The sequence below is a fragment of the Acidovorax sp. SRI_002 genome (assembly GCF_057586455.1).
In genome coordinates this window covers 557,323-583,999 of the sequence record NZ_JBYCZW010000003.1, presented here as the reverse complement: position 1 = coordinate 583,999, position 26,677 = coordinate 557,323, and the positions used below count along the sequence as shown (strand labels likewise).

Annotated in this window: 22 protein-coding genes; 18 read left to right on the top strand and 4 right to left on the bottom strand. The window is 65.7% G+C overall.

Features of this window, described 5'->3' with window-relative positions; genetic code table 11:
- The first annotated feature begins 169 nt into the window (after positions 1 to 169).
- The 5 genes from AC2YJX_RS10815 (at position 170) to AC2YJX_RS10795 (ending at position 9,780) form a co-directional block, all read left to right on the top strand.
- Positions 170 to 3,745, top strand: a complete 3,576-nt coding sequence (locus AC2YJX_RS10815; RefSeq protein WP_487256033.1) for an indolepyruvate ferredoxin oxidoreductase family protein — start codon at positions 170 to 172, stop codon at positions 3,743 to 3,745.
- A gap of 301 nt (positions 3,746 to 4,046) precedes the next feature.
- A complete protein-coding gene (gene yajC / locus AC2YJX_RS10810) occupies positions 4,047 to 4,382 on the top strand; it encodes a preprotein translocase subunit YajC (protein ID WP_055400362.1) in 336 nt (111 codons plus the stop codon).
- A gap of 161 nt (positions 4,383 to 4,543) precedes the next feature.
- On the top strand, positions 4,544 to 6,427 hold the full coding sequence (gene secD, locus AC2YJX_RS10805; protein WP_436129372.1) for a protein translocase subunit SecD: 1,884 nt from the start codon (positions 4,544 to 4,546) through the stop codon (positions 6,425 to 6,427).
- A gap of 12 nt (positions 6,428 to 6,439) precedes the next feature.
- A complete protein-coding gene (secF, locus tag AC2YJX_RS10800) occupies positions 6,440 to 7,390 on the top strand; it encodes a protein translocase subunit SecF (protein WP_121421621.1) in 951 nt (316 codons plus the stop codon).
- A gap of 17 nt (positions 7,391 to 7,407) precedes the next feature.
- Entirely contained in the window at positions 7,408 to 9,780 is a 2,373-nt protein-coding gene (locus AC2YJX_RS10795) for a DUF1631 domain-containing protein (protein WP_121421622.1), read from the top strand.
- A 63-nt stretch (positions 9,781 to 9,843) separates the two neighbouring features.
- Here the strand turns inward: AC2YJX_RS10795 and dprA are convergent, their stop codons facing one another.
- Together dprA and AC2YJX_RS10785 are read right to left on the bottom strand one after the other, a co-directional pair.
- Positions 9,844 to 11,031 carry a DNA-processing protein DprA gene (dprA, locus tag AC2YJX_RS10790; protein WP_487256032.1) on the bottom strand — a complete coding sequence of 396 codons (1,188 nt, stop codon included), beginning with the start codon at positions 11,029 to 11,031 and terminating at the stop codon, positions 9,844 to 9,846.
- Positions 11,032 to 11,118: 87 nt separating this feature from the next.
- Positions 11,119 to 12,336, bottom strand: coding sequence for a LysM peptidoglycan-binding domain-containing protein (locus tag AC2YJX_RS10785; RefSeq protein WP_218300823.1), 1,218 nt, complete (start codon positions 12,334 to 12,336; stop codon positions 11,119 to 11,121).
- A gap of 199 nt (positions 12,337 to 12,535) precedes the next feature.
- Between AC2YJX_RS10785 and def the strand changes: the two genes are divergently transcribed.
- The 12 genes from def (at position 12,536) to AC2YJX_RS10725 (ending at position 22,781) form a co-directional block, all read left to right on the top strand.
- A complete protein-coding gene (def, locus tag AC2YJX_RS10780) occupies positions 12,536 to 13,045 on the top strand; it encodes a peptide deformylase (RefSeq protein WP_121421624.1) in 510 nt (169 codons plus the stop codon).
- Positions 13,046 to 13,080: 35 nt separating this feature from the next.
- A complete protein-coding gene (locus tag AC2YJX_RS10775) occupies positions 13,081 to 13,560 on the top strand; it encodes a hypothetical protein (RefSeq protein ID WP_487256031.1) in 480 nt (159 codons plus the stop codon).
- A 31-nt stretch (positions 13,561 to 13,591) separates the two neighbouring features.
- Positions 13,592 to 14,659, top strand: coding sequence for a methionyl-tRNA formyltransferase (locus AC2YJX_RS10770; protein WP_487256030.1), 1,068 nt, complete (start codon positions 13,592 to 13,594; stop codon positions 14,657 to 14,659).
- Positions 14,656 to 15,480: an AzlC family ABC transporter permease gene (locus AC2YJX_RS10765; protein ID WP_487256029.1), complete on the top strand. Its 825-nt coding sequence runs from the start codon at positions 14,656 to 14,658 to the stop codon at positions 15,478 to 15,480. Before AC2YJX_RS10770 ends, AC2YJX_RS10765 begins: the two co-directional genes overlap by 4 nt.
- Positions 15,480 to 15,818 carry an AzlD domain-containing protein gene (locus tag AC2YJX_RS10760; RefSeq protein WP_121421627.1) on the top strand — a complete coding sequence of 113 codons (339 nt, stop codon included), beginning with the start codon at positions 15,480 to 15,482 and terminating at the stop codon, positions 15,816 to 15,818. The genes AC2YJX_RS10765 and AC2YJX_RS10760 overlap by 1 nt, the downstream gene beginning before the upstream one ends.
- A gap of 238 nt (positions 15,819 to 16,056) precedes the next feature.
- Entirely contained in the window at positions 16,057 to 17,256 is a 1,200-nt protein-coding gene (locus AC2YJX_RS10755; RefSeq protein ID WP_121508157.1) for a phosphoglycerate kinase, read from the top strand.
- Between the two features lie 209 nt (positions 17,257 to 17,465).
- Positions 17,466 to 18,155, top strand: a complete 690-nt coding sequence (locus tag AC2YJX_RS10750) for a hypothetical protein (RefSeq protein ID WP_055400342.1) — start codon at positions 17,466 to 17,468, stop codon at positions 18,153 to 18,155.
- Positions 18,152 to 18,709 carry a FlgO family outer membrane protein gene (locus tag AC2YJX_RS10745; RefSeq protein ID WP_055400340.1) on the top strand — a complete coding sequence of 186 codons (558 nt, stop codon included), beginning with the start codon at positions 18,152 to 18,154 and terminating at the stop codon, positions 18,707 to 18,709. The genes AC2YJX_RS10750 and AC2YJX_RS10745 overlap by 4 nt, the downstream gene beginning before the upstream one ends.
- Before the next feature lie 191 nt (positions 18,710 to 18,900).
- Positions 18,901 to 19,728, top strand: a complete 828-nt coding sequence (pyrF, locus tag AC2YJX_RS10740) for an orotidine-5'-phosphate decarboxylase (protein ID WP_121508156.1) — start codon at positions 18,901 to 18,903, stop codon at positions 19,726 to 19,728.
- A 56-nt stretch (positions 19,729 to 19,784) separates the two neighbouring features.
- Positions 19,785 to 20,681, top strand: coding sequence for a LysR family transcriptional regulator (locus AC2YJX_RS10735; protein WP_487256028.1), 897 nt, complete (start codon positions 19,785 to 19,787; stop codon positions 20,679 to 20,681).
- A gap of 124 nt (positions 20,682 to 20,805) precedes the next feature.
- Positions 20,806 to 21,780 (top strand): Bug family tripartite tricarboxylate transporter substrate binding protein, encoded by a 975-nt coding sequence (locus AC2YJX_RS10730; RefSeq protein WP_431151235.1) that lies wholly within the window; start codon positions 20,806 to 20,808, stop codon positions 21,778 to 21,780.
- Positions 21,777 to 22,781 (top strand): M14 family metallopeptidase, encoded by a 1,005-nt coding sequence (locus AC2YJX_RS10725; protein WP_487256027.1) that lies wholly within the window; start codon positions 21,777 to 21,779, stop codon positions 22,779 to 22,781. The genes AC2YJX_RS10730 and AC2YJX_RS10725 overlap by 4 nt, the downstream gene beginning before the upstream one ends.
- Before the next feature lie 119 nt (positions 22,782 to 22,900).
- On the opposite strand, the gene AC2YJX_RS10720 is transcribed toward AC2YJX_RS10725, so the two are convergent.
- Positions 22,901 to 23,875 carry an EamA family transporter gene (locus tag AC2YJX_RS10720; protein ID WP_487256026.1) on the bottom strand — a complete coding sequence of 325 codons (975 nt, stop codon included), beginning with the start codon at positions 23,873 to 23,875 and terminating at the stop codon, positions 22,901 to 22,903.
- Positions 23,872 to 24,312 (bottom strand): acyl-CoA thioesterase, encoded by a 441-nt coding sequence (locus AC2YJX_RS10715; protein ID WP_055400328.1) that lies wholly within the window; start codon positions 24,310 to 24,312, stop codon positions 23,872 to 23,874. The genes AC2YJX_RS10720 and AC2YJX_RS10715 overlap by 4 nt, the downstream gene beginning before the upstream one ends.
- A 259-nt stretch (positions 24,313 to 24,571) precedes the next feature.
- Here AC2YJX_RS10715 and AC2YJX_RS10710 point away from each other — a divergent pair, with 259 nt between their 5' ends.
- A complete protein-coding gene (locus AC2YJX_RS10710; RefSeq protein ID WP_487256025.1) occupies positions 24,572 to 26,554 on the top strand; it encodes a methyl-accepting chemotaxis protein in 1,983 nt (660 codons plus the stop codon).
- Positions 26,555 to 26,677: the final 123 nt, after the last annotated feature.

Below are 26,677 nucleotides of genomic sequence, written 5' to 3'. Positions count from 1 at the left end.
TCCTTTCTCAGAATAGCCTAAACACGGCACAGAACGCAAAGACATATCAGCGGCGCAGACATACACTTCTCTCCACACTGGAGTCGCGGCCCTAAACGGGCGGATGGACTCTGCCCCCCACCGGCCCACAAGGCGCGGACCCCACAAAAAAGCCATTGGAGACATAGCCATGAATGCCCCACTCCCAGAATCCGTCCGCAAGGCGCTGGAAACCGTCACGCTTGACGACAAGTATTCCCTGGACCACGGCCGGGCCTTCATGAGCGGGGTGCAGGCCCTGGTGCGCCTGCCCATGCTGCAGCGCCAGCGCGATGCCGTGGAGGGCCTGAACACGGCGGGTTTCATCAGCGGCTACCGGGGCTCGCCACTGGGCACCTACGACCAGGCGCTGTGGGCTGCCAAGAAGCACCTGGCGGCCAACAACATCGTCTTCCAGCCCGGCGTGAACGAAGAGCTGGGCGCCACGGCCGTCTGGGGCACGCAGCAGCTGGACCTGTACCCGCAGAGCAAGAAGTTCGACGGCGTCTTCGGCATCTGGTACGGCAAGGGCCCGGGCGTGGACCGCTGCTCGGACGTGTTCAAGCATGCCAACATGGCCGGCACCGCCAAGCATGGCGGCGTTATCGCGATTGCGGGCGACGACCACATCAGCAAGAGCAGCACGGCCGCGCACCAGAGCGACCACATCTTCAAGGCCTGCGGCACGCCGGTGTTTTTCCCTAGCAGCGTGCAGGAAATCCTGGACATGGGCCTGCACGCCTTTGCCATGAGCCGTTTCTCGGGCGTGTGGTCGGGCATGAAGACCATCCAGGAGGTGGTGGAGTCTTCGAGCAGCATCAACATCGACCCGGACCGCGTGAAGATCGTGATGCCCGAGGACTTCGTGATGCCGCCCGGCGGCCTGCACATCCGCTGGCCCGACGCACCGCTGGAGCAGGAAGCGCGTCTCATGGACTACAAGTGGTACGCGGCCCTGGCGTACATCCGCGCCAACAAGCTCAACTACAACGTCATCGAAGGCAAGAACGACCGCTTCGGCATCATTGCCAGCGGCAAGGCCTACAACGACACACGCCAGGCGCTGGTGGACCTGGGCCTCGATGACGACACCTGCCGCCAGTTGGGCATCCGCGTGCACAAGGTCAACGTGGTGTGGCCGCTCGAAGCGACCATCACCCGCGACTTCGCCCAGGGCCTGCAAGAGATCCTGGTGGTGGAAGAAAAACGCCAGGTCATCGAATACCAGCTGAAAGAAGAGCTGTACAACTGGCGCGCCGACGTGCGCCCCAATGTGCTGGGCAAGTTCGACGAGCCCGAAGGCGATGCGACGGGCGGCGAATGGAGCATGCCCAACCCCAGCCAGAACTGGCTGCTGCGCGCCAAGGCCGACCTGACCCCCGCCATCATCGCCAAGGCGATTGCCAAGCGCCTGAAGAAGCTGGGCGTATCGAGCGACATCATCGCGCGCATGGATTCGCGCATTGCCGTCATCGAGGCCAGCGAACGCGCGATGACGGAGCTGAAGGTGGACACGGGCGAACGCGCCCCGTGGTTCTGCAGCGGCTGCCCGCACAACACCAGCACCCGCGTGCCCGAGGGCTCGCGCGCCGTGGCGGGCATCGGCTGCCACTACATGGCCAACTGGATGCCCGATCGCAACACCTCCACCTTCACGCAGATGGGCGGCGAGGGCGTGACCTGGGTGGGCCAGGCACCGTTCACCACCGACCAGCACGTGTTTGCCAACCTGGGCGACGGCACCTACTTCCACAGCGGGCTGCTGGCCATCCGCCAGAGCATTGCGGCGGGCACCAGCATCACCTACAAGGTGCTCTACAACGACGCCGTGGCCATGACCGGCGGCCAGCAGGTGGGCGAGCGGCCTGAGGGCCATTCGGTGCTGCAGATCATGAACAGCCTGAAGTCCGAGGGCGTGGTCAAGCTCATCATCGTGACCGACGAGCCGCAGAAGTACGACGGAGTACCGCTGGCCGAGGGCGTGACGGTGCACCACCGCGACGAGCTCGACACGCTGCAGCGCCAGTTCCGCGAGATCAAGGGCTGCACGGTCATCATCTACGACCAGACCTGCGCGACCGAAAAGCGCCGCCGCCGCAAGCGCGGCACCCTGGCCACGCCCGACAAGACCGTGGTCATCAACGAGCTGGTGTGCGAGGGCTGCGGCGATTGCTCGACCAAGTCCAACTGCCTCTCCGTCGAGCCCGTGGAGACCGAATTCGGCCGCAAGCGCCGCATCAACCAGAGCACCTGCAACAAGGACTACTCGTGCGTGAACGGCTTCTGCCCGAGCTTCGTCACGGTGGAGGGCGGCAAGCTCAAGAAGCCCAAGAAGGAAAAGAAGGGCGACCTGTCGGCGCTGCCCTCCATTCCTGAACCCGTGCTGCCGGTGGCCGAAGCGGCCTGGGGCATCGTGGTCGGCGGCGTGGGCGGCACGGGCGTGATCACCATCGGCTCGCTGCTGGGCATGGCGGCGCACCTGGATGGCAAGGGCGTCATCACGCAGGACGCTGGCGGCCTGGCCCAGAAGGGTGGCGCCACCTGGAGCCACATCCAGATCGCCAACCGCCCCGAAGCCATCTACACCACCAAGGTCGATACGGCCAAGGCGGACCTGGTAATCGGTTGCGATTCCATCGTGGCGGCCCACAAGTACACGCTGGCAGTGATGCAGCCGGGCCGTACCTTTGTAGCGCTCAACACGCACGGGACGCCCACGGCGGCCTTCGTGACCAACCCGGACTGGCAGTTCCCCGGCGCCAATTGCGACAGCGCCATTGCCGCGGCGGTCGGCGCAGGCGGTGTGGGCAGCTTTGACGCTGAGCAGGTGGCCACCCAGCTGCTGGGCGACAGCATCTACACCAACCCGCTGATGCTGGGCTACGCCTGGCAAAAGGGCCGCGTGCCGCTGACGTTGGCATCGCTGATCCGCGCCATGGAACTCAACGGCGTGCAGGTGGACAACAACAAGGCGGCGTTTGAATGGGGCCGCCGCTGCGCGCACGATCTGGCGTCGGTGCAGGCGCTGTTCCAGGCTGCGCAGGTGATCCAGTTTGTGAAGAAGCCCTCGCTGACCGAGATGATCGCCAAGCGTGTCGAATTCCTCACTGGCTACCAGAACGCGGCCTACGCGGCCGAGTACCACGCGTTTGTCGAGAAGGTGAAGGCGACCGAATCGCGGCTGGACGTCGGCACCCGCCTGAGCGAAGCCGTGGCCCGCTACCTGTTTAAGCTCATGGCGTACAAGGACGAGTACGAAGTGGCGCGCCTGCACACCGACCAGGCTTTCACGGACAAGATCGCCAACATGTTCGAAGGCGACTACAAGCTGGTGCACCACCTGGCACCACCCATGACGGCCAAGAAGAACGACAAGGGCGAACTCGTCAAGCAGCCCTTCGGCCCCTGGATGCGCAGCGCTTTTGGCCTGCTGGCCAAGATGAAGGGTCTGCGCGGCACGGCGCTGGACGTGTTCGGCAAGACCGAGGAGCGCCGCATGGAGCGCGCGCTGATCGTGGAATACCGCGCCTGCATCGACGAACTGCTGGCCACGCTGAATGCGGACAACCTGGCCCTGGCCGTGGAGATCGCCCGCATCCCCGAAGAGATCCGGGGCTATGGCCACGTGAAGGAGCGCCACCTGAAAGCGGCACGCCCCAAATGGGACGGCCTGATGGCCCAGTGGCGCAGCGGCAAGGTGACCGAGCCCCGGCGCCAGGCGGCCTGACACACGGCCCGCAGCGGCCGTTTGGGGCGGAGAGCCCGCGCCTGGCGCGGGCTTTTTGCTATTAATTGATGAGCTATAAATGCATAACCATCAAGCGCTAGCAGCCATTTTTACCTAAATAACTGTCAATCCATCCCCTGCGCCGCCTGGCGCGGCAAACACCCGCTGCCGCCTTGGGTCTTCCTCCTGGGGACACAGGCGGGGCGCCGCATACAATGCCCTGTTCTGCCCTGACAGGCGCTATGGCGCTTGCCTCTGGCGGGTTGTGTGAATTTTGAACATCCGTTGTGGAGTCCAGTCCGTGTTTATTTCTTCCGCTTTTGCCCAAACCGCACCCGCAGCAGCCGCTGGCGGCGGCGACATGATGTCCACGCTCACGGGCATGCTGCCCCTGGTGCTGATGTTTGTGGTGCTGTACTTCGTCATGATCCGCCCCCAAATGAAGCGCCAGAAGGAACACCGCGCCATGATCGAAGCCATTGCCAAGGGCGATGAAGTGGCCACCGCAGGCGGCATCGTCGGCAAGGTCACGCGCCTGTCCGAAGGTTTCCTGCACATCGAGATCGCCAGCGGCGTGGAAGTGCAGCTGCAGCGCAGCGCCGTGGTTCAGGTGCTTCCCAAGGGTTCGGTGAAGTGAGGATCAACCCCCTGAGCGGCTGCGCCGCTTCCCCTTTCTCTCGCGCTGCGCGCGGGAAGGGGGACGACGCCCGTGGCCTGGCAACGCCAGTTCCACGGTGTCCGCTGGCATGAGGGGATCGGCGCACACAGCGCCTGAAATACTGAGATAAGAGCGCGATCATGAACCGTTATCCGGTCTGGAAGTACGCGATCCTGGTGATCGTGCTGCTGGTGGGGGTGTTGTACACCCTGCCCAATTTCTTCGGCGAGGCACCTGCCGTGCAGGTTTCGTCGGCCAAAGCCACCGTCAAGGTGGACACCGCCGTGCAGCAGCGGGTGGAAGAGGCGCTCAAGGCGGCTGGCGTCACGCCAGACTTCGTGGAACTGGAAGGCAACTCGGTGCGCGCGCGTTTCGATGCGCCCGACACGCAGCTCAAGGCCAAGGACGCGATCCAGAAGGCCCTGGTGCCCGACGCCAGCGATCCCTCGTACATCGTGGCGCTGAACCTGGTGTCCCGCTCGCCCGTCTGGCTCAAATCCCTGCACGCCAACCCCATGTACCTGGGCCTGGACCTGCGCGGCGGCGTGCACTTCATGCTGCAGGTGGACATGCAGGCGGCCTTGACCAAAAAAGCCGAGTCGTACGCAGGCGACATCCGCACCGCACTGCGCGACAAGAGCATCCGCCACGGTGGCATCAGCCGCGAAGGGCAGAACATCGACATCAAGGTACGCGACGAAGCCACGATGACTGCAGCCCGCAACCTGATTGCGGACCAGTTCCCCGACCTCCAGGTCACCAGCACGCCCGAGGGCACTGAATTCAAGCTGCGCGTTGCCATCAAGCCCGAAGCCACGCGCAAGGTGCAGGAGCAGGCGCTCAAGCAGAACATGGTCACGCTGCACAACCGGATCAACGAACTGGGCGTGGCCGAACCCGTGATCCAGCAGCAGGGCCTGGACCGCATCGTGGTGCAGCTGCCCGGTGTGCAGGACACGGCCAAGGCCAAGGACATCCTGGGCCGCACCGCCACGCTGGAAGTTCGCCTGGTGGACGAGGGCACCGAAGCCCGCGCCGCCGAGACTGGCCGTGGCCCCGTGCCGTTCGGCTCGGAACGCTATCTGGAACGCAGCGGCCAGCCGGTCATCGTCAAGAAGCAGGTGATCTTGACCGGCGAGAACCTGACCGATGCCCAGCCGGGCTTTGACGGCCAGACGCAGGAACCCACTGTGAACCTCACGCTGGACGCCAAGGGTGCACGCATCTTCAAGGACATCACGCGCGAGAACGTAGGCAAGCGCATGGCCATCGTGCTGTTTGAAAAGGGTAAGGGCGAAGTGGTGACCGCGCCGGTGATCCGCACCGAGATCGGCGGCGGGCGCGTGCAGATTTCGGGCCGCATGACCACGGCCGAAGCCAACGACACCGCGCTGCTGCTGCGCGCCGGTTCGCTGGCGGCGCCCATGGAAATCATCGAAGAATTCACCATCGGCCCCAGCCTGGGCGCCGACAACATCGAGCGCGGCATCAACAGCGTGGTCTGGGGTCTGATCGCGATTGCCATCTTCATGTGCGCCTACTACATGCTGTTTGGCGTGTTCTCCAGCATTGCGCTGGGCGTGAACGTGCTGCTGCTGGTGGCGGTTCTGTCGATGCTGCAAGCCACACTCACATTGCCGGGCATTGCCGCTATGGCCCTCGCGATTGGGGTGGCCATTGACTCGAACGTGCTGATCAATGAACGCATCCGCGAGGAGTTACGCTCGGGTGTCTCGCCACAGGCGGCCATCCATACGGGCTACGAGCGTGCCTGGGCGACGATTCTCGACTCCAACGTGACGACCCTGATTGCAGGCCTGGCCCTGCTGGCCTTTGGCTCCGGCCCGGTGCGCGGGTTTGCCGTGGTGCATTGCATCGGCATCCTGACCAGCATGTTCTCGGCCGTGTTCTTCTCGCGGGGCCTGGTGAACCTGTGGTACGGCCGCCAGAAGAAGCTCAAGAGCGTGTCGATCGGTACGGTCTGGAAGCCAGATGCCGACACCGCCGTGGCCAAGACGAACTAAAGGACAACGGCCATGGAATTCTTCCGCATCAAAAAAGATATCCCCTTCATGAAGCACGCGTTGATCTTCAACGCGATCTCCTTCATCACCTTTGCCCTCGCAGTGTTCTTCCTGCTGACCCGCGGCCTGCACCTGTCGGTGGAGTTCACCGGCGGTACGGTCATGGAAGTGGCCTACAGCCAGCCCGCCGAACTGGCCAAGGTCCGCGAGACGGTTTCCGGCCTGGGCTATCCGGACGTGCAAGTGCAGAACTTCGGCACCGCCCGCGACGTGATGATCCGGCTGCCCGTGCAAAAGGGCGTCACATCCGCGCAGCAAAGCGAGCAGGTACTGGGCGCGCTCAAGGCCGCTGACCCCGAGGTCACGCTGCGCCGCACCGAGTTCGTCGGCCCGCAGGTGGGTGAGGAACTGGTGCACGGCGGCCTTATGGCGCTGGCCATGGTGGTCGTGGGCATCGTGATCTACCTGGCCTTCCGCTTCGAGTGGAAGTTCGGGGTCGCCGCCATCATCGCCAACCTGCATGACGTGGTGATCATCCTGGGCTTCTTCGCGTTCTTTCAGTGGGAGTTCTCACTGTCGGTGCTGGCTGCTGTGCTGGCCGTGCTGGGATACTCGGTCAACGAGTCGGTCGTGATCTTCGACCGGATCCGCGAGGCCTTCCGCAAGTACCGCAAGATGAGCACGCACGAGGTGATCGACCACGCCATCACGAGCACGATGAGCCGCACCATCATCACCCACGCTTCGACCGAGGCCATGGTGCTGTCGATGTTCTTCTTTGGCGGCCCCAGCCTGCACTACTTTGCGCTGGCGCTGACGATCGGCATCCTGTTCGGCATCTACTCGTCCGTGTTCGTGGCAGCCGCCATCGCCATGTGGCTGGGCGTAAAACGCGAGGACCTTGTCAAGCCCGTCAGAAAAGATGGGGATCCGAATGATCCCCATGCCGGAGCCACCGTCTGACCCGCTAATATCTGCCCATGCAGCCCACGCCCTCTTCCGTTCCGCAGCGCCGCCTGGCCCGCCAGGCGCGCCAGCGGTTCGTAGAGGGCATCTGTGCAGGGCTCCCGGACCTGGACAAGACGGTCCTGGACCTCCTGACAACGCTGATGACCCAGACGGGCACGGCGCGCGAAATGCAGTCGCACCGCGATGCCTGGATGCGGTACCAACAGCACCACGCAGCCTGGACAGATCGCACCGGCAAGGCTTGGCGCGATGCGTTGGCCCCCCACAGCAGCACCACCCGGGGTGCCCTGGCAGCCAATGGCGCAAACCCCCAGTTCGAACTGTTGAGCGACGACGTGGTGGAAAACAAGATCCTGGCTTCACGCATGGCCCTGACGGTCAGCGAACAGGTGAGCCAGCAGTTCGACACACTGCGCCAGCGCACCCAGTCGCTGGAAGGCCAGGAACTCGACAGCAGCGATATCCTCCGTCCGGAAGCCGTGTGCCTGCTGCTGGTCGAGCAGTGGGTGGAGGCCGGACTGCCCCGCACCGACCTGCAGACCGTGGTGGACCCGCTGCAGCGGGAACTGGCCAACTTGCTCCAGAAACAGTACCAGGCCGTCAACGTGTTCTATGTGGAACAGGGTGTGACGCCACAGGCGGACCTGAAGTCCCGCGTGCGGCGCACGGCAGGGGGGGCGATCACCGGCAGCGGTGGGAGCAACGACTCCGGGGCCGGAGGCCTGGCCTCCCAGGCCCTGGCCCAGACCCGGGATGCCATGGCGGCAGCGCGCGGGGGCATGATGCCCCCCCAAGGCGGTCGGCCCATGCCCCAGCATCCGTCCCGCATGCCCCCACCGGGCTACCCGCAGCACGGAATGCCCACTGCGTTTGCCACCGGCATGACTCCGCTGGCACGCGCCCGCCAGCGCGCCCACGGTGTGATGGGGCAACTGCGCAGGCTGCTCACACAGCCCGCCACCGGCTTCGACATGGTCAATGCCCCACCAGCGTCCGCGGCGCTGGCCCATGCACTGACCGCCCACCGTGTGCACGCCGACACGTACTACAGCGGTGTCGCCACCCTGATGGAAGACTACAGCCCTGCGGCCGTGGTCCAGTTGGCAGGTGCCGTGCGCGAACGCTCGACCGAACTCAAGAAAAAAGCCTCGACGGCCGGTGAAAAAGCCATCATTGAAGTGGTGGCCCTGATGTTCCAGAGCATCCTGGCCGAAGACCGCATCCCGCCAGCCGTGCGCGTGTGGTTTGCGCGGCTTCAGGTGCCTGTGCTGCGTGTGGCACTGGCCGAGCCAGAGTTTTTCAGCAACCTCAACCACCCAGCGCGCCAGCTGATCGACCGCATGGGCGCCTGCGTAATGGGTTTTGATGCGACCAGCATCAATGGCAGCGCACTGGAGGCGGAAATCCGCCGCGTGGTACAGGTGATTGAGCAGTACCCTGAAACCGGCCGCCGGGTGTTCCAGCTCGTCTACGACGAGTTCGAGAAATTCCTGTCCAAGTTCCTCACCGAAAAACAGGCTACGTCGCGCCTGGTTACGGTGGCTCAACAGGTGGAGCAAAGGGAGACGCTGGCGATCCAGTACACCATCGAGCTGCGCACCATGCTGCGCGACATGCCGGTGCGCGACGAGATCCGCGAGTTTCTGTTCAAGACCTGGGCCGAAGTCCTGGCCCTCTCGGCCGTGCGCGACGGCCCCCAGCACGCAGACACCATCTCGCTCAAGCGCACAGCCGCCGACCTCGTCTGGGCCGCCAGTGCCAAGCCCAACCGCAGCGACCGCGCGCAGGTCATCCAGAATCTTCCTGGCCTGCTGCAGCGACTGCGCCAGGGGCTGGCCCTCATGGGCGTGAACGGCGCGCCGCAGGACGCCCAGATCAAGATCCTCACCGACACCCTGGCCGATGCCTTCCTGTCCAAGACGGCCTCCATCCCGCAGGCCCACATTGACGCCATGGCCAAGCGCCTGGCCAATCTGGAGGACTTTATTAGCGACGCCACGCTGGGCGACATGCCGCTCAATGCCGACAACATCGAAATGATGCTGGGTATCGACGCTTCGTCCATTCATGTGGTCGCCGACAACGGCGCCCCGGTGGAAGACGCCATGGTGGCCTGGGCCCAGGAACTGCAGCCTGGCACCTGGTACACACTGGACCACAACGGCGCATCGGCCCAGGTGCAGTACGCGTGGCAAAGCCAGCGCAAGCAGCTGCACCTGTTCGCAGCCGTGGATGGCAGCAGCTACCTGATCCAGCTGCGCAGGCTGGCTGCGTACTTGCAAGCGGGCTTGCTCGTGGCCCAGGACGAAGAAGGCCTGACCTTGCGCGCCACGCGCGATGCACTGGCCAAGCTGGACGCAAACCCCGAGCGGCTGCTGGACTGACGCGGTTTCAGGGGCATCAAGACGATGCCTGTGCCACCGGGCAACGAGAGGTCACCGCCAGCGTCAGGCGCTGCCCAGCCGCTGGTACAGGCCGCCGGGCAGACGCGCCACCTGGCCATCCAACTCCAGCTCCAGCAATTCCACCTGCAGCGACGCCGCATCCATGCCCGTGCGGGCCACCAGGGCATCCACCCCCATGGGGTCAAAACCCAGCGCCTGCAACAAGGGGCTTTCAGTCTGGCGAGTGTCGATATCCCTGCTGCCTTCTTCGTCAAGCACGGCAGCGCCAGAAGAGGCGCTCTGCTTGCCTGCCGCAGGGGGCATGCGCAGTTCTTCCAGCACATCCTGCGCGGACTCCACCAGCTTGGCGCCCTGGCGTATGAGCGCATGGCAACCCCGCGATTGCGGTGCGTGAATGGAGCCGGGGATGGCAAAAACCTCACGGCCCTGTTCCGCCGCCATTCGGGCGGTGATCAGCGAACCAGACGCCAACGCCGCCTCGACCACGAGAGTGCCTTGAGAGAGGCCGGAGATGATGCGGTTGCGCTTGGGGAAATTGGCGGCCAGCGGTGGCGTGCCCAGGGGGTATTCGCTGACCAACACCCCGTGAGCTGCGATGCGGTGGGCCAGGTCAAGGTTCTTGCGGGGGTAGACGCGATCCAACCCGGTGCCCACGACCGCAATGGTGGCAGGTGTTGCCTCCGCAAAGGGGTCGGAGGACACATCCAGCGCACCTTCATGGGCTGCCGCATCCACACCCAGCGCGAGCCCCGAGACGATGGTGAAGCCCGCCCCCCGCAGCGCGCGCGAAAAGAGCCGCGCGTTGTCCGCGCCCTGTGCCGTCGGGTTGCGGCTGCCGACCACGGCCAGGCACCGGCCGGTCGGGAACGGGTTTTGCGCCACCAGCCGGGCCGCCCCCATCAGGTACATGAGCAGCGGGGGATCTTCGGTGTCCAGCAGCGACTGGGGATACCGGGCATCCCCCAATGTGATCACCGCACGGGCAGGTCCTTGTCGGTCTGCGCCCTCCAGCCAATGCCAGGTGGTCTCCAGCAACGCCTCCCATCCGCTGGGTACGGTACACAGCGCCTTGGCCTGGGCCAAGGTCACACAGTCCTGCAAGGCAGATTCGGGTTGGCGGAAGATGTCCTGCGGCAGCCCAAAACGGGACAGCAGGCGCCGCGCGGCGCCATTGCCCACGCCCTGGGAAAGCGTGAGGCGCAACCAAGCGCCCAGCTCGTCGCGGTCCATGGAGGCAGTTGATAGAAGAACCACGGCAACGCCAGCCCCGCCGCCGCGCCACCCACAGGCAGCCGTGCGGCTTCAGCCAGTCCGCCGTTATTCCTGAGGATTGATCAGGCGGTCGCCCACGCGCACGCCGCTGCGGATTTCCAGCAGCAGCGCGTACGAGACGCGGTCGAAGGTCCGGAACACCATGGCCGTCCCGTTGCTCTCGCTGGGTAGCTTGATCATGGTCTTCCCCTCACCAGTCACATCCTTGATGCGGTCGCCCTGGGTCAGCAGCGACAGGACATGACCTGGCTCAATGCCGTCTTGCGAACCCATGTTGATCGCAACCACCTGGTTCTGGGCGGCATAGGCTGCCGAGAAGCTGCCGTAGATGGAGACGATGCGCGCGTCCACATCGATGTGGGGCGCTCGTGGGGTGTAGCTGGTGAAGACCCGGGCAGGCGCTGGCAGGATGCGGTCCCCTGCGCGTATCTCTTCCTTGGTGCCGGACAGATCCACAGTGGCAGGCACATATTCAGAGACATAGCCGCCCTTGCCGTTGGGAATCTCTTCAAAAGACTCGCCACGCACCAGCTCGGCCTTGCCCAGGTACTGCGCTTCGTACCCCAGGATTTCACCCGTCACCGGATCCTTCATGGCCACGGCATCGCGGAAAACACGGAAAAAACGGGGCTCGCCAGGTTCTGCACGAACGGGGGCGGATGCATCGCCGCGCACATAGGCGCGGTCGCCACTGGCCATGAGCACGCGATCTTCGGTGGTGGCCACAATGCGGGGAGCCCGTTGCAACACGTCGGCATCCACCACCAGAGGCTCCACGAGGAAGGGCTCAATCAGGTGAGACTTGAGAGTGGGGAGCGCCGTGCTGGCCAGACTGTCGCTGCGGGTGCGGGGCGACACGCGCACCGTCTGAGGCTCTGAATCCGACACGCCAGGGGGTGTCGTCCGCAGGCGGGCGTAGCTGCCATCCTTGTCCAGGTAAAGCGTCTGGCCCGGATAAATCAGGTGCGGGTTTGCAATGGCCTTGAGGTTCATGCCCCACAGTTCGGGCCAGCGCCAGGGCCGCTTGAGGTACAGACCCGAAATCCCCCACAACGTGTCGCCGCGCTGCACCGTGTAGGTGTCCGGGGCGTTAGGCGCCAGCTCGGACAGCGGGATGCCACGCTCCGACACTTGCTGTGCCGTGGCGCGCTGACCGCTGGAGATGGGAGGGGTCTGGGCCTGAGCCGGTGCGACCAGCAAAGCGCCAGCGATGATGGTGAGCGCGCCCAGGGCGGTCCGCCGCACGCTGGTGAATGCTGTCATGTTGTTCCTTTTCTCATGCATTGGGAAACGCCCCCTCGCTGGCACCTCGACGCACGGAGCAACCGCGCAGCCGGGCAAATACGTTACAAAGCTTCTTAGATTCTCTGCTCAAGCCCTTGATTCGGCAACGATTATTGGCTGGCGGCGCTGCAGCAGGCCTTAAAAGTGGCGAAAATAGCGACATCTCTTGGCAGCTTTCATGGCAATCCTTCCCATTCTCTGTTACCCGGACCCCCGGCTTCACAAGGTTGCACGCCCCATTGCGGCGGTGGACGACCGCATCCGGACGCTGGTCTCCGACATGCTGGCCACCATGTACGACGCCCATGGCATTGGCCTGGCCGCCACCCAGGTGGACGTGCACGAGCGCCTGGTGGTCATCGACGTTTCTGAGGAACGCAACCAGCCGCTGGTGCTCATCAACCCCGAACTGGTATGGACCAGTGCCGAAAAGCACCTCAACGAAGAAGGTTGCCTCTCGGTGCCCGGCATCTACGACGGCGTTGAACGCTTCGATGCCGTGCATGTGCGGGCACTGGACGCCCAGGGCCAGTCCCGCGTCATTGAGGCCGATGGCCTTCTGGCCGTGTGCATCCAGCACGAGATGGACCATCTCATGGGCAAGGTGTTTGTGGAATACCTCTCCCCACTCAAGCGCAACCGCATCAAGACCAAGATGGTCAAGCAGCAGCGGGGGGCGCGCGAGTGACCGGTCCGGCGCTCTGCACCCGCAGGGGTGGCGGAGTGCTGGCGCGCCTGGCGCTTCTTGTGCTGGCGGTGCAAATTTCGGGCTGTGCGCTGCCGGCCCGCGAAAAAGCCGGCGCGCTGCGCGCCGAGGTGGTTGCCCGTCTCGGGCCGCCCACCGCCTCCTTCCCTTTGCCAAGCGGCGAGCGGCTCCTGTACTCCGAGCTGCCCGCGGGGTTTGCGGCCTACAACCTGGATTTCGACGCCAGCGGCAGGCTGGTGCGCAACGAGCAGGTGCTGACGCAGGCGCGCTTTGAGAACCTTCCCGTGGGCGTATGGACCACCGCCGATGTGCAGCGCACCTTTGGTGCGCCTTTGCGCGTGGAGCGTGTGGCACGGTTCGAGGGCGACATCTGGACCTACCGCTTCCGCCAGAACTCCGACCCGCGCCTTGCCCACGTCCACCTGGACCGCCAGGGCGTGGTTCGGCTGGTCATGTTCACGGACGAGCTTCCCCATTTTGACAACGCGCGCGACTGAGTGCGTACTTACCTCCTGACAACGGTTTCCCATGAGAGTCATTTTTGCAGGCACGCCCGAATTTGCCCGCGTGGCGCTGGAGCGGCTGCTGGCCGCAGGGTTCACGGTACCCCTGGTCCTGACCCAGCCCGACCGCCCCGCGGGGCGCGGCATGAAGCTGCAGGCCTCCCCCGTCAAGCAATGCGCGCTGGAGCATGGCATCGCCGTCGCGCAGCCACGCAGCCTGCGCCTGGACGGCAAGTACCCCGATGACGCAGCCGCTGCCCGCGATGCCTTGTTGGCTGCGCAGGCCGACGTGATGGTGGTGGCCGCCTATGGCCTCATCCTGCCGCAGTGGGTGCTGGATTCCATGAGCGCCGCACGGCCGCCCGAAGGCGCGAAGGCCCCCGCGGGGGGCAGCGAACCACGCGCAGCGGGAAGCGTGGGGGCGCGTTTGGGATGCCTCAACATCCACGCCAGCCTGCTGCCGCGCTGGCGCGGCGCCGCGCCCATCCATCGCGCCATCGAGGCCGGGGATGCAGAAACCGGCGTCACCATCATGCAGATGGATGCTGGCCTGGACACCGGCGACATGCTGCTGATGGAGCGGCTGGCCATTGCGCCCACAGACACCACCGCCACCCTCCACGACCGGCTGGCCGCCCTCGGGGGCCGCATGATCGTGGAGGCTCTGGAACTGGCCGCCTGTGGAGGGCTGAAGGCCGTGCCCCAGCCCGCCGAGGGCATCACCTACGCCCACAAGATCGAGAAGGCCGAGAGCACCATCGACTGGTCGCTGCCCGCCACGGTGATCGGCCAGCGTATTCGGGCGTTTGACCCGTTCCCCGGGGCCAGCACCGAATGCGCCGGGGAAACGATCAAAGTGTGGAGTTATGAAATTGATAGCAATAAACCCAATACAGATAAGCGACAGGGCCAAATTTTGTCGGTAAATGGCGACGGAGTGACGGTCGCCTGCGGCGAAGGCACGCTGCGCCTGACCACCTTGCAGCGCGCGGGGGGCAAGCGGCTCGCAGCGGCCGATTTCTTGCGGGGCTTTGACCTGCAGCCCGGCATGGTGCTGGGCGCTGCGCCCACTACCGCCGCGACACCGGCATGAGCCGCCGGGCCGCCATCGGCAACACACTGCGTCACCCCTCCTTTCGCGTGGCCGCCGTCGACATGGCGGGCACGGCCGTGGGCATCGGGGCCTGGGGCCTGGTCACCGGAGTGGTCATGGTCAAGAGCGGGCTGCCCGTGGGGATGGCCATCTTCATGTCGCTGGTGGTGTATGCCGGCAGCGCGCAGCTGGCGGTCATCCCTTTGATGGCGGTGGGCGCGCCGCTGTGGGTGGTCTGGCTCACGGCGAGCTGTGTGAACCTGCGTTTTGTGATCTTCAGCAGCATGTGGCGCAGCTACTTCGCGCACCTGCCGCTGCGCCAGCGCCTGGCGGTGGGCTATTTCAGCGGCGATGTCATCTACGTGGCCTTCATGAAGCACTTTCCGGAGCCGCGCCCCCAACCCGAGCAGGTGCCGTATTTCTGGGGTGCTGCCAGCACCAACTGGCTGGCCTGGCAGGTGCCGTCCATCGCCGGCATTCTGCTGGCCAATGCCGTGCCGCTGTCCTGGGGCCTGGGGTTTGCGGGCGTGCTGGCGTTGCTGGGCGTGCTGCTGTCGTTGCTGTTCGACCGGGCCACCTGGCTGGCCACCGCGGTCGCCGCCACGGCTGCGATTGCCGCGTTTGCACTGCCGCTCAAGCTCAACATCCTGGTGGCCATTGCGGCAGCGGTGGCTGCGGGCCTCTTGATGGAAGCAGTGGACCGCCGCCGCCACAAGCCCGAACTGGTCCTGCTGCCCGCCGACAGCGTGCTGCCCCCTGAAGAACGCGAGCAGGTCGAGGCGGGCGACGTGGTGCCACTGCGCGAGGAGCGCCATCCATGATGAACGACTGGTCCTGGATCGAACCCGCCATCGCCATCTTCGGCCTGGCCGTGATCACGGTGGTGTCGCGCTCGTTCTTCATGATCCCCGAGCGCGAGCTGCCGCTGCCCGACTGGCTCAAGCGCGGCCTCAAGTACGCACCGCTGGCCGCCCTCACCGCCGTGATCGCGCCCGAGATCCTGATGACCCAGGGCGAACTCATCGGCACGTTCATGGACGCGCGCATCCCTGCCGTCCTGTGCGCCACTGCCTACTACTTCTGGCGGCGCGGGATCCTGGGCACCATCGTGGTGGGCATGGTGGTGTACCTGCCGCTGCACATCGGCTGGAATTGGTAGAGAAGCACCTCCTGAGCCGTGTGCGTCAGTGCCGCCGCCAGAGGCGGTGGCTCTTCGGTGCAGTCCAAGCCTGCGCAGGCAGGCTTGGAGCCGCTGCCCTTCAGCCCCCAGGGGGACGACGCCAGGGGCCTGGCAGAGCCAGTTCCGCGGTTGCACTGGCACGGGCGCGGGAGCCGCATGGGCTTCGCTCACTAAAATGGCAGCCCTCAAGAGCCCGATTCAATCCACCCCTCCCGCCATGAACATCCTCCGCTTTTCCGATCTGTGCGCCCAAGGCAAGGCCCAAGGCCAGCGCGTTTTCATCCGTGCCGACCTGAACGTTCCCCAGGACGATGCTGGCCGCATCACCGAAGACACCCGCATCCGCGCATCGATCCCCTGCATCCGCATGGCGCTGGACGCCGGAGCGGCCGTCATGGTGACCAGCCACCTGGGCCGCCCGACCGAGGGTGAGTTCAAGCCCGAGGACTCGCTGGCCCCCGTGGCCGCACGCCTGTCCGAGCTGCTGGGCCGCGATGTTCCGCTGGTCTCGAACTGGGTGGACGGCGTCACCGTTGCCCCTGGCCAGGTCGTGCTGCTGGAAAACTGCCGCCTGAACGTGGGCGAGAAAAAGAACAAGGAAGACCTGGCCCGCAAGATGGCTGCGCTGTGCGACATCTTCGTGAACGACGCCTTTGGCACCGCCCACCGCGCCGAAGGCACGACCTACGGCATCGCACAATTCGCCCCCATTGCCTGCGCCGGCCCGCTGCTGTCGGCCGAGATCGACGCCCTGACCAAGGCCCTGGCCCATCCCCAGCGCCCGCTGGCTGCCATCGTGGCGGGCTCCAAGGTCTCGACCAAGCTCACCATCTTGAAGAGCCTGGCCGACAAGGTGGACCAGCTCATCGTGGGCGGCGGCATTGCCAACACCTTCATGCTGGCTGCGGGCCTGCCCATCGGCAAAAGCCTGGCCGAACCCGACCTGCTGGACGAAGCGCGCGCCGTGATCGCCGCCATGAAAGCGCGCGGCGCCGAAGTGCCGATCCCCACCGATGTGGTCACCGCCAAGGCCTTTGCCGCCGATGCCCCAGCGACCGTGAAGGCAGCCAAGGACGTGGCCGAGGACGATCTGATCCTGGACATCGGCCCCGAAACCGCCGCCCGCCTGGCCACCCAGCTCAAGTCCGCAGGCACCATCGTCTGGAACGGCCCGGTGGGCGTGTTTGAATTCGCGGCCTTTGAAAACGGCACCCGCGAGATTGCCAAGGCCATCGCCGAATCCCCCGCGTTCAGCATTGCTGGCGGTGGCGACACCCTGGCGGCCATCGCCAAATACGGCATCGAAAAACAGGTGGGTTATATCTCCACTGGCGGCGGCGCCTTTCTAGAAGTGCTGGAAGGCAAGACGCTGCCCGCGTTCGAAATCCTTGAAAAACGCTTCGTTACCATCGTTTGAAATTTGTTACGCGCGCCGGTACAAGCAAATGCAGCCGCGCGTAAGCAAGCACGCCAATCTGTGACCAAAAACAACGAATTGCGTGTGTCTGGGCGCAGTTACCTCAATTTTTTCTTGTTTTTGTTGAGTATCGCGCCCAGAATTATTTTTCAATCGCGTGGGATGTATCTGTTCATGTCCCCGCCTCTCAAAGTCCGTAGGAGGGAATCATGAAATTTTCAAAGGCAGTCAGCTTGGCGGTATTGGCCGGCGCTGTGGCTACTTTGGCGGGATGTGCTTATCGTTCGCCCATTCCCCTGGCGGAGAACTTTGAGCTGACGGTACAACCCAAGGTCCGCTCGGCGGGCCACTGGGAACTGGTCTCGAACGACGTGGTGGCGCAAACCCTCAGCACGCTCGACAAGACCGGCATGGCCCCTGGCACGCAATTGCATGTCGCACTGCCCCCCAACCCGAGCGCATTCGATCTGGCATTCCGTGATTTCCTGATCACCAAGCTCGTGCAAAGCGGTGCGCCTGTCTTGCAGGATCCTGGCCAGGCACTCAACGTGACGTACAACACGCAGGTGGTTCGTCACAACAGCCCCCGCCCCCACTTCATTCCTGGCCAGTTCACGATGATCGCTGCGGGCCTGATGGCAGCCTACGGGCTGCGTCACGAGCACCTGGATCTGCAACTGCTGGCCGCGCTCGGTGCCACCTCGCTGGCTGACTACGGCGCCAGCATCAACTCGGGCGGCCCCACCAACACCGAGCTGATCCTGACCACCACGGTCACACGCGGTGGCCAGTATGTGGCCCGCAAGACCGATGTGTACTACCTCGAGAACGCGGACACGCCGCTGTTCATGCGTCCGTCGTACTACAAGAACGTCAATATGAAGGTAGTTTCGCAATGAAAACCGCAGCACTTCTGACCGCGCTGGCCGCAGCAGCTTTGCTGGCCGGCTGTGCCAACAATGGCGCGCCCACGCGCACCGATCCGACCTACCAGGAAGCCGCCAACAACCAGTTCCTGACCAGCAGCCGCGATGCTGTGGCCAAGCTGACCGCCGGTTTCGACCTGAGCGCTGCAGGCAGCGGCCCCGTCCTGGTGGCCACCGTGGTCAACGTGAACGACCTGAGCCGCTCGGCCCCTCTGGGCCGCACGCTGTCCGAGCAATACGCCTCGCACATGGCGGCCAGCGGTTTCAACGTGAAGGAAATCAAGCTGCGCGGCGACGTGTTCGTGCGCGAAGGTGCTGGCGAGTTGCTGCTGTCCCGCGAAATCAAGGATATCGCCCGCAGCCACAATGCCTCGCTGGTGCTGGTGGGTACCTACTCGGCCGCTGCCAATTTCACCTACGTGAGCCTCAAGCTCGTGCGCACGGAAGACAGCCGCATCATCCGCGGCCACGACTACGCACTGCCCAACGACCGTGATGTGCAGCGCCTGCTGGCGGTACCGCGCTGAGGAAATGCGAATTCGGTAGGGGTGCTCCCGCTGCGTACGGGGACTCCCGAACCACCCCCTAAAAGGCCGTCTCGACGGCCTTTTTTGTTGCCCACTGCGGTCTCGTGACCACACCCCGGAGTCCTCTGCGCCGCAGCGGCGGGCAGAAAACCGTGCGGCGGTGCTTGTCACCCCACCTAAAATCAGGCCCCATGACCTTCACCGACATGCTGCGCGACGCCACGGCGCAAAACAACTCCCTGCTGTGCGTGGGCCTGGACCCGGAGCCCACGCGGTTTCCTGCGGGAATGCAGGGCGATGCGCACAAGATCTATGACTTCTGCGCCGCCATCGTGGACGCCACGGCCGACCTGGTGTGTGCCTTCAAGCCGCAGATCGCCTACTTTGCCGCCCACAGCGCCGAAGACCAGCTCGAACGCCTGATGCAGCACATGCGCGCCAACGCGCCGCATGTGCCGGTGATCCTGGATGCCAAGCGCGGCGACATTGGCTCCACGGCCGAGCAGTACGCCAAGGAGGCCTTCGAGCGCTACGGGGCCGATGCGGTCACGCTGTCGCCCTTCATGGGCTTCGACTCCATCGAGCCCTACCTGGCCTACCACGGCAAGGGCGCCTTTTTGCTGTGCCGCACCTCCAACCCGGGCGGCGACGACCTGCAGACCCAGCGCCTGGCCAGCGTCGAGGGCCAGCCGCTCATGTATGAGCATGTGGCACGGCTGGCGCAAGGCCCCTGGAACAAGAACGGCCAGCTGGGCTTGGTGGTGGGTGCCACCTACCCACAGGAGATCGAGCGCGTGCGTGCCATTGCGCCCACACTGCCGCTGCTGATCCCTGGCGTGGGCGCCCAGGGTGGCGACGCCGCTGCCACCGTGCGCGCCGGGCTGCGCGATGGCGGGCCGATCATCGTGAACTCGTCGCGGTCCATCCTGTACGCATCCAAGGGCGACGACTTTGCAGCGGCGGCGCGCACCGAGGCCCAGCGCACCCGCGCGGTGCTCGAAGCAGCCCGCGCGCGCTGACACCCCACTTTCAGCTCCGACAACCTTCGCGCCCCAGCTGCACCCGGATCACACCCATGCAGCTCAAGTGGCTCGAAGACTTCATCGTGCTGGCGCAGGAGCGCAGCTACACGCGGGCAGCCGAGCTGCGGCATGTCACGCACCCCGCCTTTGGCCGCCGCATCCGCGCGCTGGAGGCCTGGGCGGGTACGCCGCTGGTGGAGCGCGATGGCGGCCCCGTCACCCTGACGCCTGCCGGGCAGAGCTTTCTGGAAACTGCGGGCCACATGGCGCGCAGCCTGGCGCAGTCGCACGAGGAGCTGCAGAGCCTGGCCGGGCGGCAGGCCCGCACCGTGACGCTGGCCACCGGCCGCACGCTGGCGCGCACGGTGGTGGCCGACTGGCTGGTGCGGCTGCAGCCCATTTTGCAAAACGCCGAGCTGTGCATACGCACCCGCGCCCTGGCAGACACCGTGGCGCTGCTCGAAAGGGGCGAAGCCGACTTCTCGCTCGTGTACCACCACCCGGCGCTGGCGATACGGCTGGATGCGCGCCAGTTCATGCATGTCACCGTGGCGTCCGACCGGCTGGTGCCCATTTCGCGGGCGACGGCGCAAGGGCAGGCGCTGCACCGCTTCGGGCAGGACCACCTGCCCGTGCCCTACCTGGCCTATGCCCCCCAGCTCGCACTGGGCCGGCTGGTGGAAGACCATCTGTCCCAGAACCCGCATGCGCCCCGGCTGCAGCGGGTGGTGGAGTGCGACTCGGCCGACGCGCACTACGAATACGTGCAAAAAGGCCTGGGCGTGGCGTGGCTGCCCTGGTCCATGGTGCACGCCGATTGCCAGGCCAAACGACTTGCGCCTGCGGGCGATGCGCGCATGGAAGTGCGTTTCGACGTGCGCCTGTACCGACCCAAACGCCGACTCGGCCCCGTGGCCGAAGCGCTCTGGAAAGCCCTGGCACAGCGCTGACAACCCAGGGTTTGCCCGAGGGGGCAGAACGCATTTGGCACACCCCGGTGCCATTTCAGCACCACAGACGTGTGCCCGCCTTTTCACAATGGCTCCACCCACAAGAACTTCACTGGAGCCCCGCATGCAAAACACTCCCTCCCTGCGCCGCACCGCCTTGCTGTGTGGCATGGCCCTCCTGGCGGCCCCAGCGTTCGCACAGGATGTGTATCCCTCCAAACCCATCACCATTGTGGTGGGCTACCCACCCGGGGGCAGCACCGACCTGACCGGCCGCACCGTGGCCACGGAATTGAGCGCCAAGCTGGGCGTGCCGGTGGTGATTGAAAACATTGGGGGCGCAGGCGGCGCGATTGGTGCACAGAAGGTGGCGAGCAGCGCACCCGACGGCTACACCTTTCTGGTGGGCGCCAGCAACGAGATTGCCATCAACAAGCTGGTGACCAAGAAGGTGAAGTACGACGTGAAGGACTTCACCGCCATCGGCCTCATCGCCTCGCAGCCGCTGGTGCTGGTGGCATCCACCGGCGCGGGCGTGAAGAACCTGGCCGAGTTCACGCAGAAGGTGTCCAAGAACCCGGGCAAGTTCAGCTACGGCAGTTCGGGCGTGGGCACGTCGCTGCACCTGGCGGGCGAGATGGTCAAGGAGCAGGGCAAGCTCTTCATGACGCACATCCCTTACCGGGGCGTCGCTCCGCTCACCAACGACCTCATGGGCAACAACCTGGAATACGGCGTGTTCGTGCTCTCCAGCGGCCTGCCACACATCAAGAGCGGCAAGGTGATCGCCCTGGGCACCACCGAAGCCAAACGCTCCGCCGCCACACCGGACATCCCGGCCCTGGCCGAAACCCCGCAGTACAAGAACGTGGACATTGGCGTGTGGTTTGCGCTGATGGGCCCGGCCAACCTGCCCAAGCCGGTGTTCGACAAGGTGAAGAAGGCGCTGAACGACACCCTGCAGTCGCCCGAGTTCAAGAAGAAGATGGAAGCCAGCGGCTCCACCGTGGCTGCGACCACGGTCAACATCGACCAGTTCCTGGCGGCCGAAGTCGCCAAGTACAAGAAGATTGTGGAATTCGCCAAGATCGAAGAATGAGCAGCAGCACCGCCCCCCAAAACACGGCCGTTCCACCGCTGGCCTTTGAGCTGCCCGCGCCCGACATCACCGCCTGGCGCGTGGGCAACACCGGCACCGAAGGCGTCTGGCATTTCGACTCGGGCGAGCCGGGCCGCCACGTGATGGTCAGCGCGCTGGTGCATGGCAACGAGCTGTGCGGCGCCTGGGCCTTGAAGGGCCTGCTCGAAGCGGGCGTGCGGCCGCAGCAGGGCACGCTCACGCTGGCGTTCTGCAACCTCGATGCGTTCGACCGGTTTGACGCGAGCAACCACGACGCCTCGCGCTTCACCGACGAAGACCTCAACCGCCAATGGCTGGACGAGCGCATCGACGCAGCCGATACCAAGGAGCGCCGCCGCGCCGCCGCGCTGCGCCCGTTTGTGGCGCAGGCGGACTGGCTGCTCGACATCCACTCGATGCACGAGCCCTCGGCCCCACTGCTGCTCACCGGCATCCAGCCGCGCAACCTGGAACTGGCGCGCGCCATGCGCTCGCCCGAGCACATCGTGGTGGATGCGGGCCACAAGGACGGCGTGCGCATGCGCGACTACGGCCGGTTTGGCGCGCTGGAAGACGACCACGGCAACAGCACCCGTTCGCTGCTCATTGAATGTGGCTTCCATGGCGACCCGGCCAGCCGCGCCGTGGCACAGGACCAGTGTGTGCGCTTCATCGAACAGTCCGGCGCCCTGAGCGCCGACGCCCTGGCGCAGCAACTGCCCGGCTGGCGCCTGCCCGATACGCCCCGCCAATGGGCGCTGGAGGTGACCGGCCCCGTGGTGGCCACCAGCAGCGCCTTCCGCTTTGTTGCGCCCTACACGGGGCTGGAGCTGTTTGAAAAGGCTGGCACCGTGATCGGCGACAACGACGGTGTGCCGGTGACCACGCCGTACGACAACTGCGTGCTGGTGATGCCGTCGGTGCGCCAGGCGCGCGCGGGCGTGACGGTGGTGCGGTTCGCGCAGCGCAGGACGCTGTAAGCGCGCAGTAACAGTTCAGTAGCGGCGCAACAGGCGCACTGCAGAGGCGGTGGGTGGCAGGAGCCCCCGCCTCTTCCTATTCAAATACTATAAATTTAATAGCTACTAGCGCTTATCCATCAAGCGCTAGAGGCCATTTTTGCTTGTATTTTTGGCCCCAGCACCACACAGGCCAGAGCTGCCACCACCAGCACAATCCCCGCCCCCTGCCAGGGCGCCACGCCCTCGTCCAGCAGCAGCCAGCCTGCGGTGAGTCCCACCACCGGCACCGCCAGGCTGAAGGGGGCCACGCGGTTGGCAGGGTAGCGCTGCAGCAGGTTGGTCCACAGCGCATAGCCAACAATGGTGGCCGCCCAGCCCAGGTAGGCCACAGCCGCCCACGACAGCAAGGGCACGTCCGCCAGCGTTTGCCACTGCAGCCAGCGTGCGGCGTCAGGGTCGAACACGGCAGACAGCGCCACAAAAGGCAGCACCGGCACCAGGCTGCTCCAGATCACAAACGCCAGCGGATCAAACCCCGGGCTTTGCTGCTGCGCCAGGCGCGCCACGATGTTGGACGAGGCCCACATGGCAGCGCCGCACAGCGTCAGCAGCAAACCGGCCAGCGTGGTGGCCGCCGCCACACCCACCCCGGAGCCCGGCCCCACGTAGTTCATCGCAAAACACACCAGCCCCAGCGCGGCCAGCACCATGCCCCACCGCAAGGGCAACCCCGGCCGCTCGCGCAGCAGTGCAAAGCCGAACAGCGCGGTGAAGAACACCTGCGTCTGCAGCAGCACACTGGCCAGCCCGGCCGTCATGCCCACCTTGAGCCCGACAAACAGAAAACCGAACTGCCCCACGCCCTGGAACAACCCGAACAACAGCACCCAGCGCCAGTGCATGCGCGGCGGGCGCACCAGCAGCACCAGCGGCAAGGCGGCACACAGGTAGCGCGCGGCGCCCAGCTGAAAGGGGCTGAAGCTGCGCAGCCCCCATTTCATCGCAACGAAGTTGACGCCCCACAGAACCACCACCACCAGGGCGGCCAGCAGGTCGCGCGCACGCAGCGGGCCACCTACCGGGCCTGGAGGGCCGGATACAGGTGCCGTCACTGCGCAGCCCGCGCAGCGTCGATGTGCGCCTTCACCCGCTGGGCCAGGGCCATGTCGCCGGGGGTTTCGGGGCTCCATTTGTCGATGGCACGGGGCTGCTCGTCGGCATCCACTGCGGTGTAGACCGCTACGCAGTGCAGCACCTCTTGCAGCGGCTCGCCATGGATGCCACCGCTGCGCACCTCCACGGCCAGGTGCATGGCGGTGTCGGTGGTGGACGCCAGGCGCGCATGCACCTCCACCAGATCCCCCGGGCGAATGGGGTGCACAAAATGCGCGCCGCCCACAAACTCGGTGATGCACGGCCCCTTGGCCCAGGCGCTGGCGCAGGCAAAGCCGGCCTCGTCCACCCAGCGCAGCACAGTGCCACCGGGCACACGGCCGGCCTGGGGCAGGGTGCTTTGCGACGCCAGGAAACGCAGGGTGATCGATTGCATGCCAGGTGCTCCAAGGGGCGGGTGTTGGGGCCATTATTCTCCAGCGCGCCCTCTGCTGCCTCCCCGCCTGCATGCCTCCAAAGACGCCCCGCAGGTCGGCGAAAATTGACCTGAGTCAAAACCCTACTCAAAACAGCCCCCTACATTGCGTTACATCCCGCGCGGCCTGATGGAGGGCCGCATCCCAGTCGGCGGGTGCCGACACCCCGCCCCCTGAGGTCTACCCTTTTGCGCACACACCCACCGTGCGCCTACTGCCATGTCCCTTCTTCACCGCTTGAACCTGCTCGAAAAATTCCTCATCCTGGGGACACTCGGGCTCATGATGAGTGCGCTGCCCACCTACCTGACGGTGCGCGATGCGCTGCACGCCATTGGCCATGCGCGCCACGAGGCGCAGGGCATGGTCCCTGCGCAGGCACTCACCCGCCTTGTGCAGCAGATGCAGGTGCACCGGGGCCTGTCGGTGGGCATGCTGGGCGGCGACGAAACCCTGGCAGCACGCCGCCCCGCTGCGCGCGATGCCGTCAACGCGGCGCTGGACGAGGCCACCACCCGCTTTGCGGCCGCCAAGGTGCCCGCCACCCAGATGGCCGCCTGGACCCAGGCCCAGCAGACCTGGCGCACGCTGGAGCAGGCCGTGGCCGCACGCAGCATCGAGCAGGCCCAGAGCACGGCGCAGCACACGCAGCTCATCGCGTCGCTGCTGCAGCTCAACGAATCCTTGCTGCATGCCTATGGCCTGCAGATCGACCCCGACGCCGACACGCACGCGCTGATCCAGGCCTCGCTGGTGCAGGCGCCCATGCTGGGCGAAAAGCTGGGCATGCTGCGCGCGCAAGGCGCCAGCGCCCTGGGCAAACGCGAGCTGACGCCCCAGGGCAAGGGCCAATTGCTGGTGCTGCAGCAGCGTGTGGCCGAGCTGCAGGCCGACACCTTCCGGGGGCTGGACCGCGCCCTGCAAGGCAACCCCGATCTCCAACGCGCCCTGGGCAGCAGCGCGCAGGCCGTGCAGGGCCAGATCCAGCAATCGCTGCAGATGGCCGAACGCGACGTGATCAACGCCACCGAACTGCAGCTTGCGTCCAAGGACTATTTCGACGCCTTCACCCGCACCATCGAAGCGCTGAACGCGCTCAACAACCTGTCCTTGGCCAGCCTGGACCAGGCGCTGCAGGCCCGGGTGTCCGACCTGCAACGGGGGCTGCTGTGGGTGGCTCTGGCGCTGGTCATCACGCTCTCGGCCACCAGCGGCATGGCGCTGGTGTTTGTGCGCTCGATGACGGTGCCGCTGTCGCAGGCCGTGGCGCTGTCACGCGCCGTGGCGCAGGGTGACCTGAGCGGCGCCCCGCTGGCCCACGGCACCAACGAAGTCGGCCAGCTGCTGCAAGCGCTGCAGCAGATGCGCAGCCAGCTCACGCAGGTGGTCCGCCAGGTGCGCAACGGTTCTGAAAACGTGGCCACGGCCAGCGTGCAGATTGCCCAGGGCAATACCGACCTCTCGGCCCGCACCGAAAGCCAGGCCAGTGCGCTCGAAGAAACCGCCGCCTCGATGGAGCAGCTCAACGCCACCGTGCGCCAGAACGCCGACAGCGCCCAGCAGGCCAGCCAGCTGGCCGCGAGCGCGAGCACCGTGGCCACCCAGGGCGGCGAGGTCGTGGCCCAGGTGGTCAACACCATGCAGGGCATCAACGCCGCGTCGCAGAAGATCTCGGACATCATCGGCGTGATCGACTCCATCGCCTTCCAGACCAATATCCTCGCCCTGAACGCCGCTGTGGAGGCGGCCCGCGCGGGCGAGCAGGGCCGGGGCTTTGCGGTGGTGGCCAGCGAAGTGCGCAGCCTGGCCGGACGCAGTGCCGAGGCCGCGCGCGAGATCAAGGCCCTCATCAGTGCCAGCGTGGAGCGCGTGGAACAAGGCACCGCCCTGGTGGACCGCGCGGGCAGCACCATGACCGAGGTGGTGGCGTCCATCCGCCGCGTGACCGACATCGTGGGCGAGATCAGTGCGGCCAGCCACGAACAATCGCTGGGCGTGGCCCAGGTGGGCGAGGCCGTGACGCAGATGGACCAGGTCACGCAGCAAAACGCCGCCCTGGTCGAGGAAATGGCCGCCGCCGCCAGCAGCCTGCAGAACCAGGCCGAAGACCTGGTGCAGGTGGTGTCGGTGTTCCGTCTGGGGGACGAAGGCCAGGGCCAGCACAGGGCACCACGCCCCACAAATTCGCTACGAATTCAATAGCTATCAGCGCTTATCCAACAAGCGCTAGCGGCAACTTTTATTCAAATTCTGCGCCCCCCGTGGCTCCGCGGCGCTGCGCGGAGCGGTGGATGGACCGGGCAGCCCGCTCGCTCCACCGTTGCG

What these genes read in the sequence shown, in the direction of transcription:
- AC2YJX_RS10785 (WP_218300823.1), bottom strand. Translation starts at nt 12,336, where the DNA reads ATGACAGCATTCACCAGCGTGCGGCGGACCGCCCTGGGCGCGCTCACC.
- AC2YJX_RS10770 (WP_487256030.1), top strand. Translation starts at nt 13,592, where the DNA reads ATGAGAGTCATTTTTGCAGGCACGCCCGAATTTGCCCGCGTGGCGCTG.
- secF (WP_121421621.1), top strand. Translation starts at nt 6,440, where the DNA reads ATGGAATTCTTCCGCATCAAAAAAGATATCCCCTTCATGAAGCACGCG.
- AC2YJX_RS10765 (WP_487256029.1), top strand. Translation starts at nt 14,656, where the DNA reads ATGAGCCGCCGGGCCGCCATCGGCAACACACTGCGTCACCCCTCCTTT.
- AC2YJX_RS10730 (WP_431151235.1), top strand. Translation starts at nt 20,806, where the DNA reads ATGCAAAACACTCCCTCCCTGCGCCGCACCGCCTTGCTGTGTGGCATG.
- AC2YJX_RS10750 (WP_055400342.1), top strand. Translation starts at nt 17,466, where the DNA reads ATGAAATTTTCAAAGGCAGTCAGCTTGGCGGTATTGGCCGGCGCTGTG.
- def (WP_121421624.1), top strand. Translation starts at nt 12,536, where the DNA reads ATGGCAATCCTTCCCATTCTCTGTTACCCGGACCCCCGGCTTCACAAG.
- pyrF (WP_121508156.1), top strand. Translation starts at nt 18,901, where the DNA reads ATGACCTTCACCGACATGCTGCGCGACGCCACGGCGCAAAACAACTCC.
- secD (WP_436129372.1), top strand. Translation starts at nt 4,544, where the DNA reads ATGAACCGTTATCCGGTCTGGAAGTACGCGATCCTGGTGATCGTGCTG.
- AC2YJX_RS10715 (WP_055400328.1), bottom strand. Translation starts at nt 24,312, where the DNA reads ATGCAATCGATCACCCTGCGTTTCCTGGCGTCGCAAAGCACCCTGCCC.
- AC2YJX_RS10745 (WP_055400340.1), top strand. Translation starts at nt 18,152, where the DNA reads ATGAAAACCGCAGCACTTCTGACCGCGCTGGCCGCAGCAGCTTTGCTG.
- AC2YJX_RS10815 (WP_487256033.1), top strand. Translation starts at nt 170, where the DNA reads ATGAATGCCCCACTCCCAGAATCCGTCCGCAAGGCGCTGGAAACCGTC.
- AC2YJX_RS10735 (WP_487256028.1), top strand. Translation starts at nt 19,785, where the DNA reads ATGCAGCTCAAGTGGCTCGAAGACTTCATCGTGCTGGCGCAGGAGCGC.
- AC2YJX_RS10760 (WP_121421627.1), top strand. Translation starts at nt 15,480, where the DNA reads ATGAACGACTGGTCCTGGATCGAACCCGCCATCGCCATCTTCGGCCTG.
- AC2YJX_RS10710 (WP_487256025.1), top strand. Translation starts at nt 24,572, where the DNA reads ATGTCCCTTCTTCACCGCTTGAACCTGCTCGAAAAATTCCTCATCCTG.
- AC2YJX_RS10725 (WP_487256027.1), top strand. Translation starts at nt 21,777, where the DNA reads ATGAGCAGCAGCACCGCCCCCCAAAACACGGCCGTTCCACCGCTGGCC.
- dprA (WP_487256032.1), bottom strand. Translation starts at nt 11,031, where the DNA reads ATGGACCGCGACGAGCTGGGCGCTTGGTTGCGCCTCACGCTTTCCCAG.
- AC2YJX_RS10795 (WP_121421622.1), top strand. Translation starts at nt 7,408, where the DNA reads ATGCAGCCCACGCCCTCTTCCGTTCCGCAGCGCCGCCTGGCCCGCCAG.
- AC2YJX_RS10755 (WP_121508157.1), top strand. Translation starts at nt 16,057, where the DNA reads ATGAACATCCTCCGCTTTTCCGATCTGTGCGCCCAAGGCAAGGCCCAA.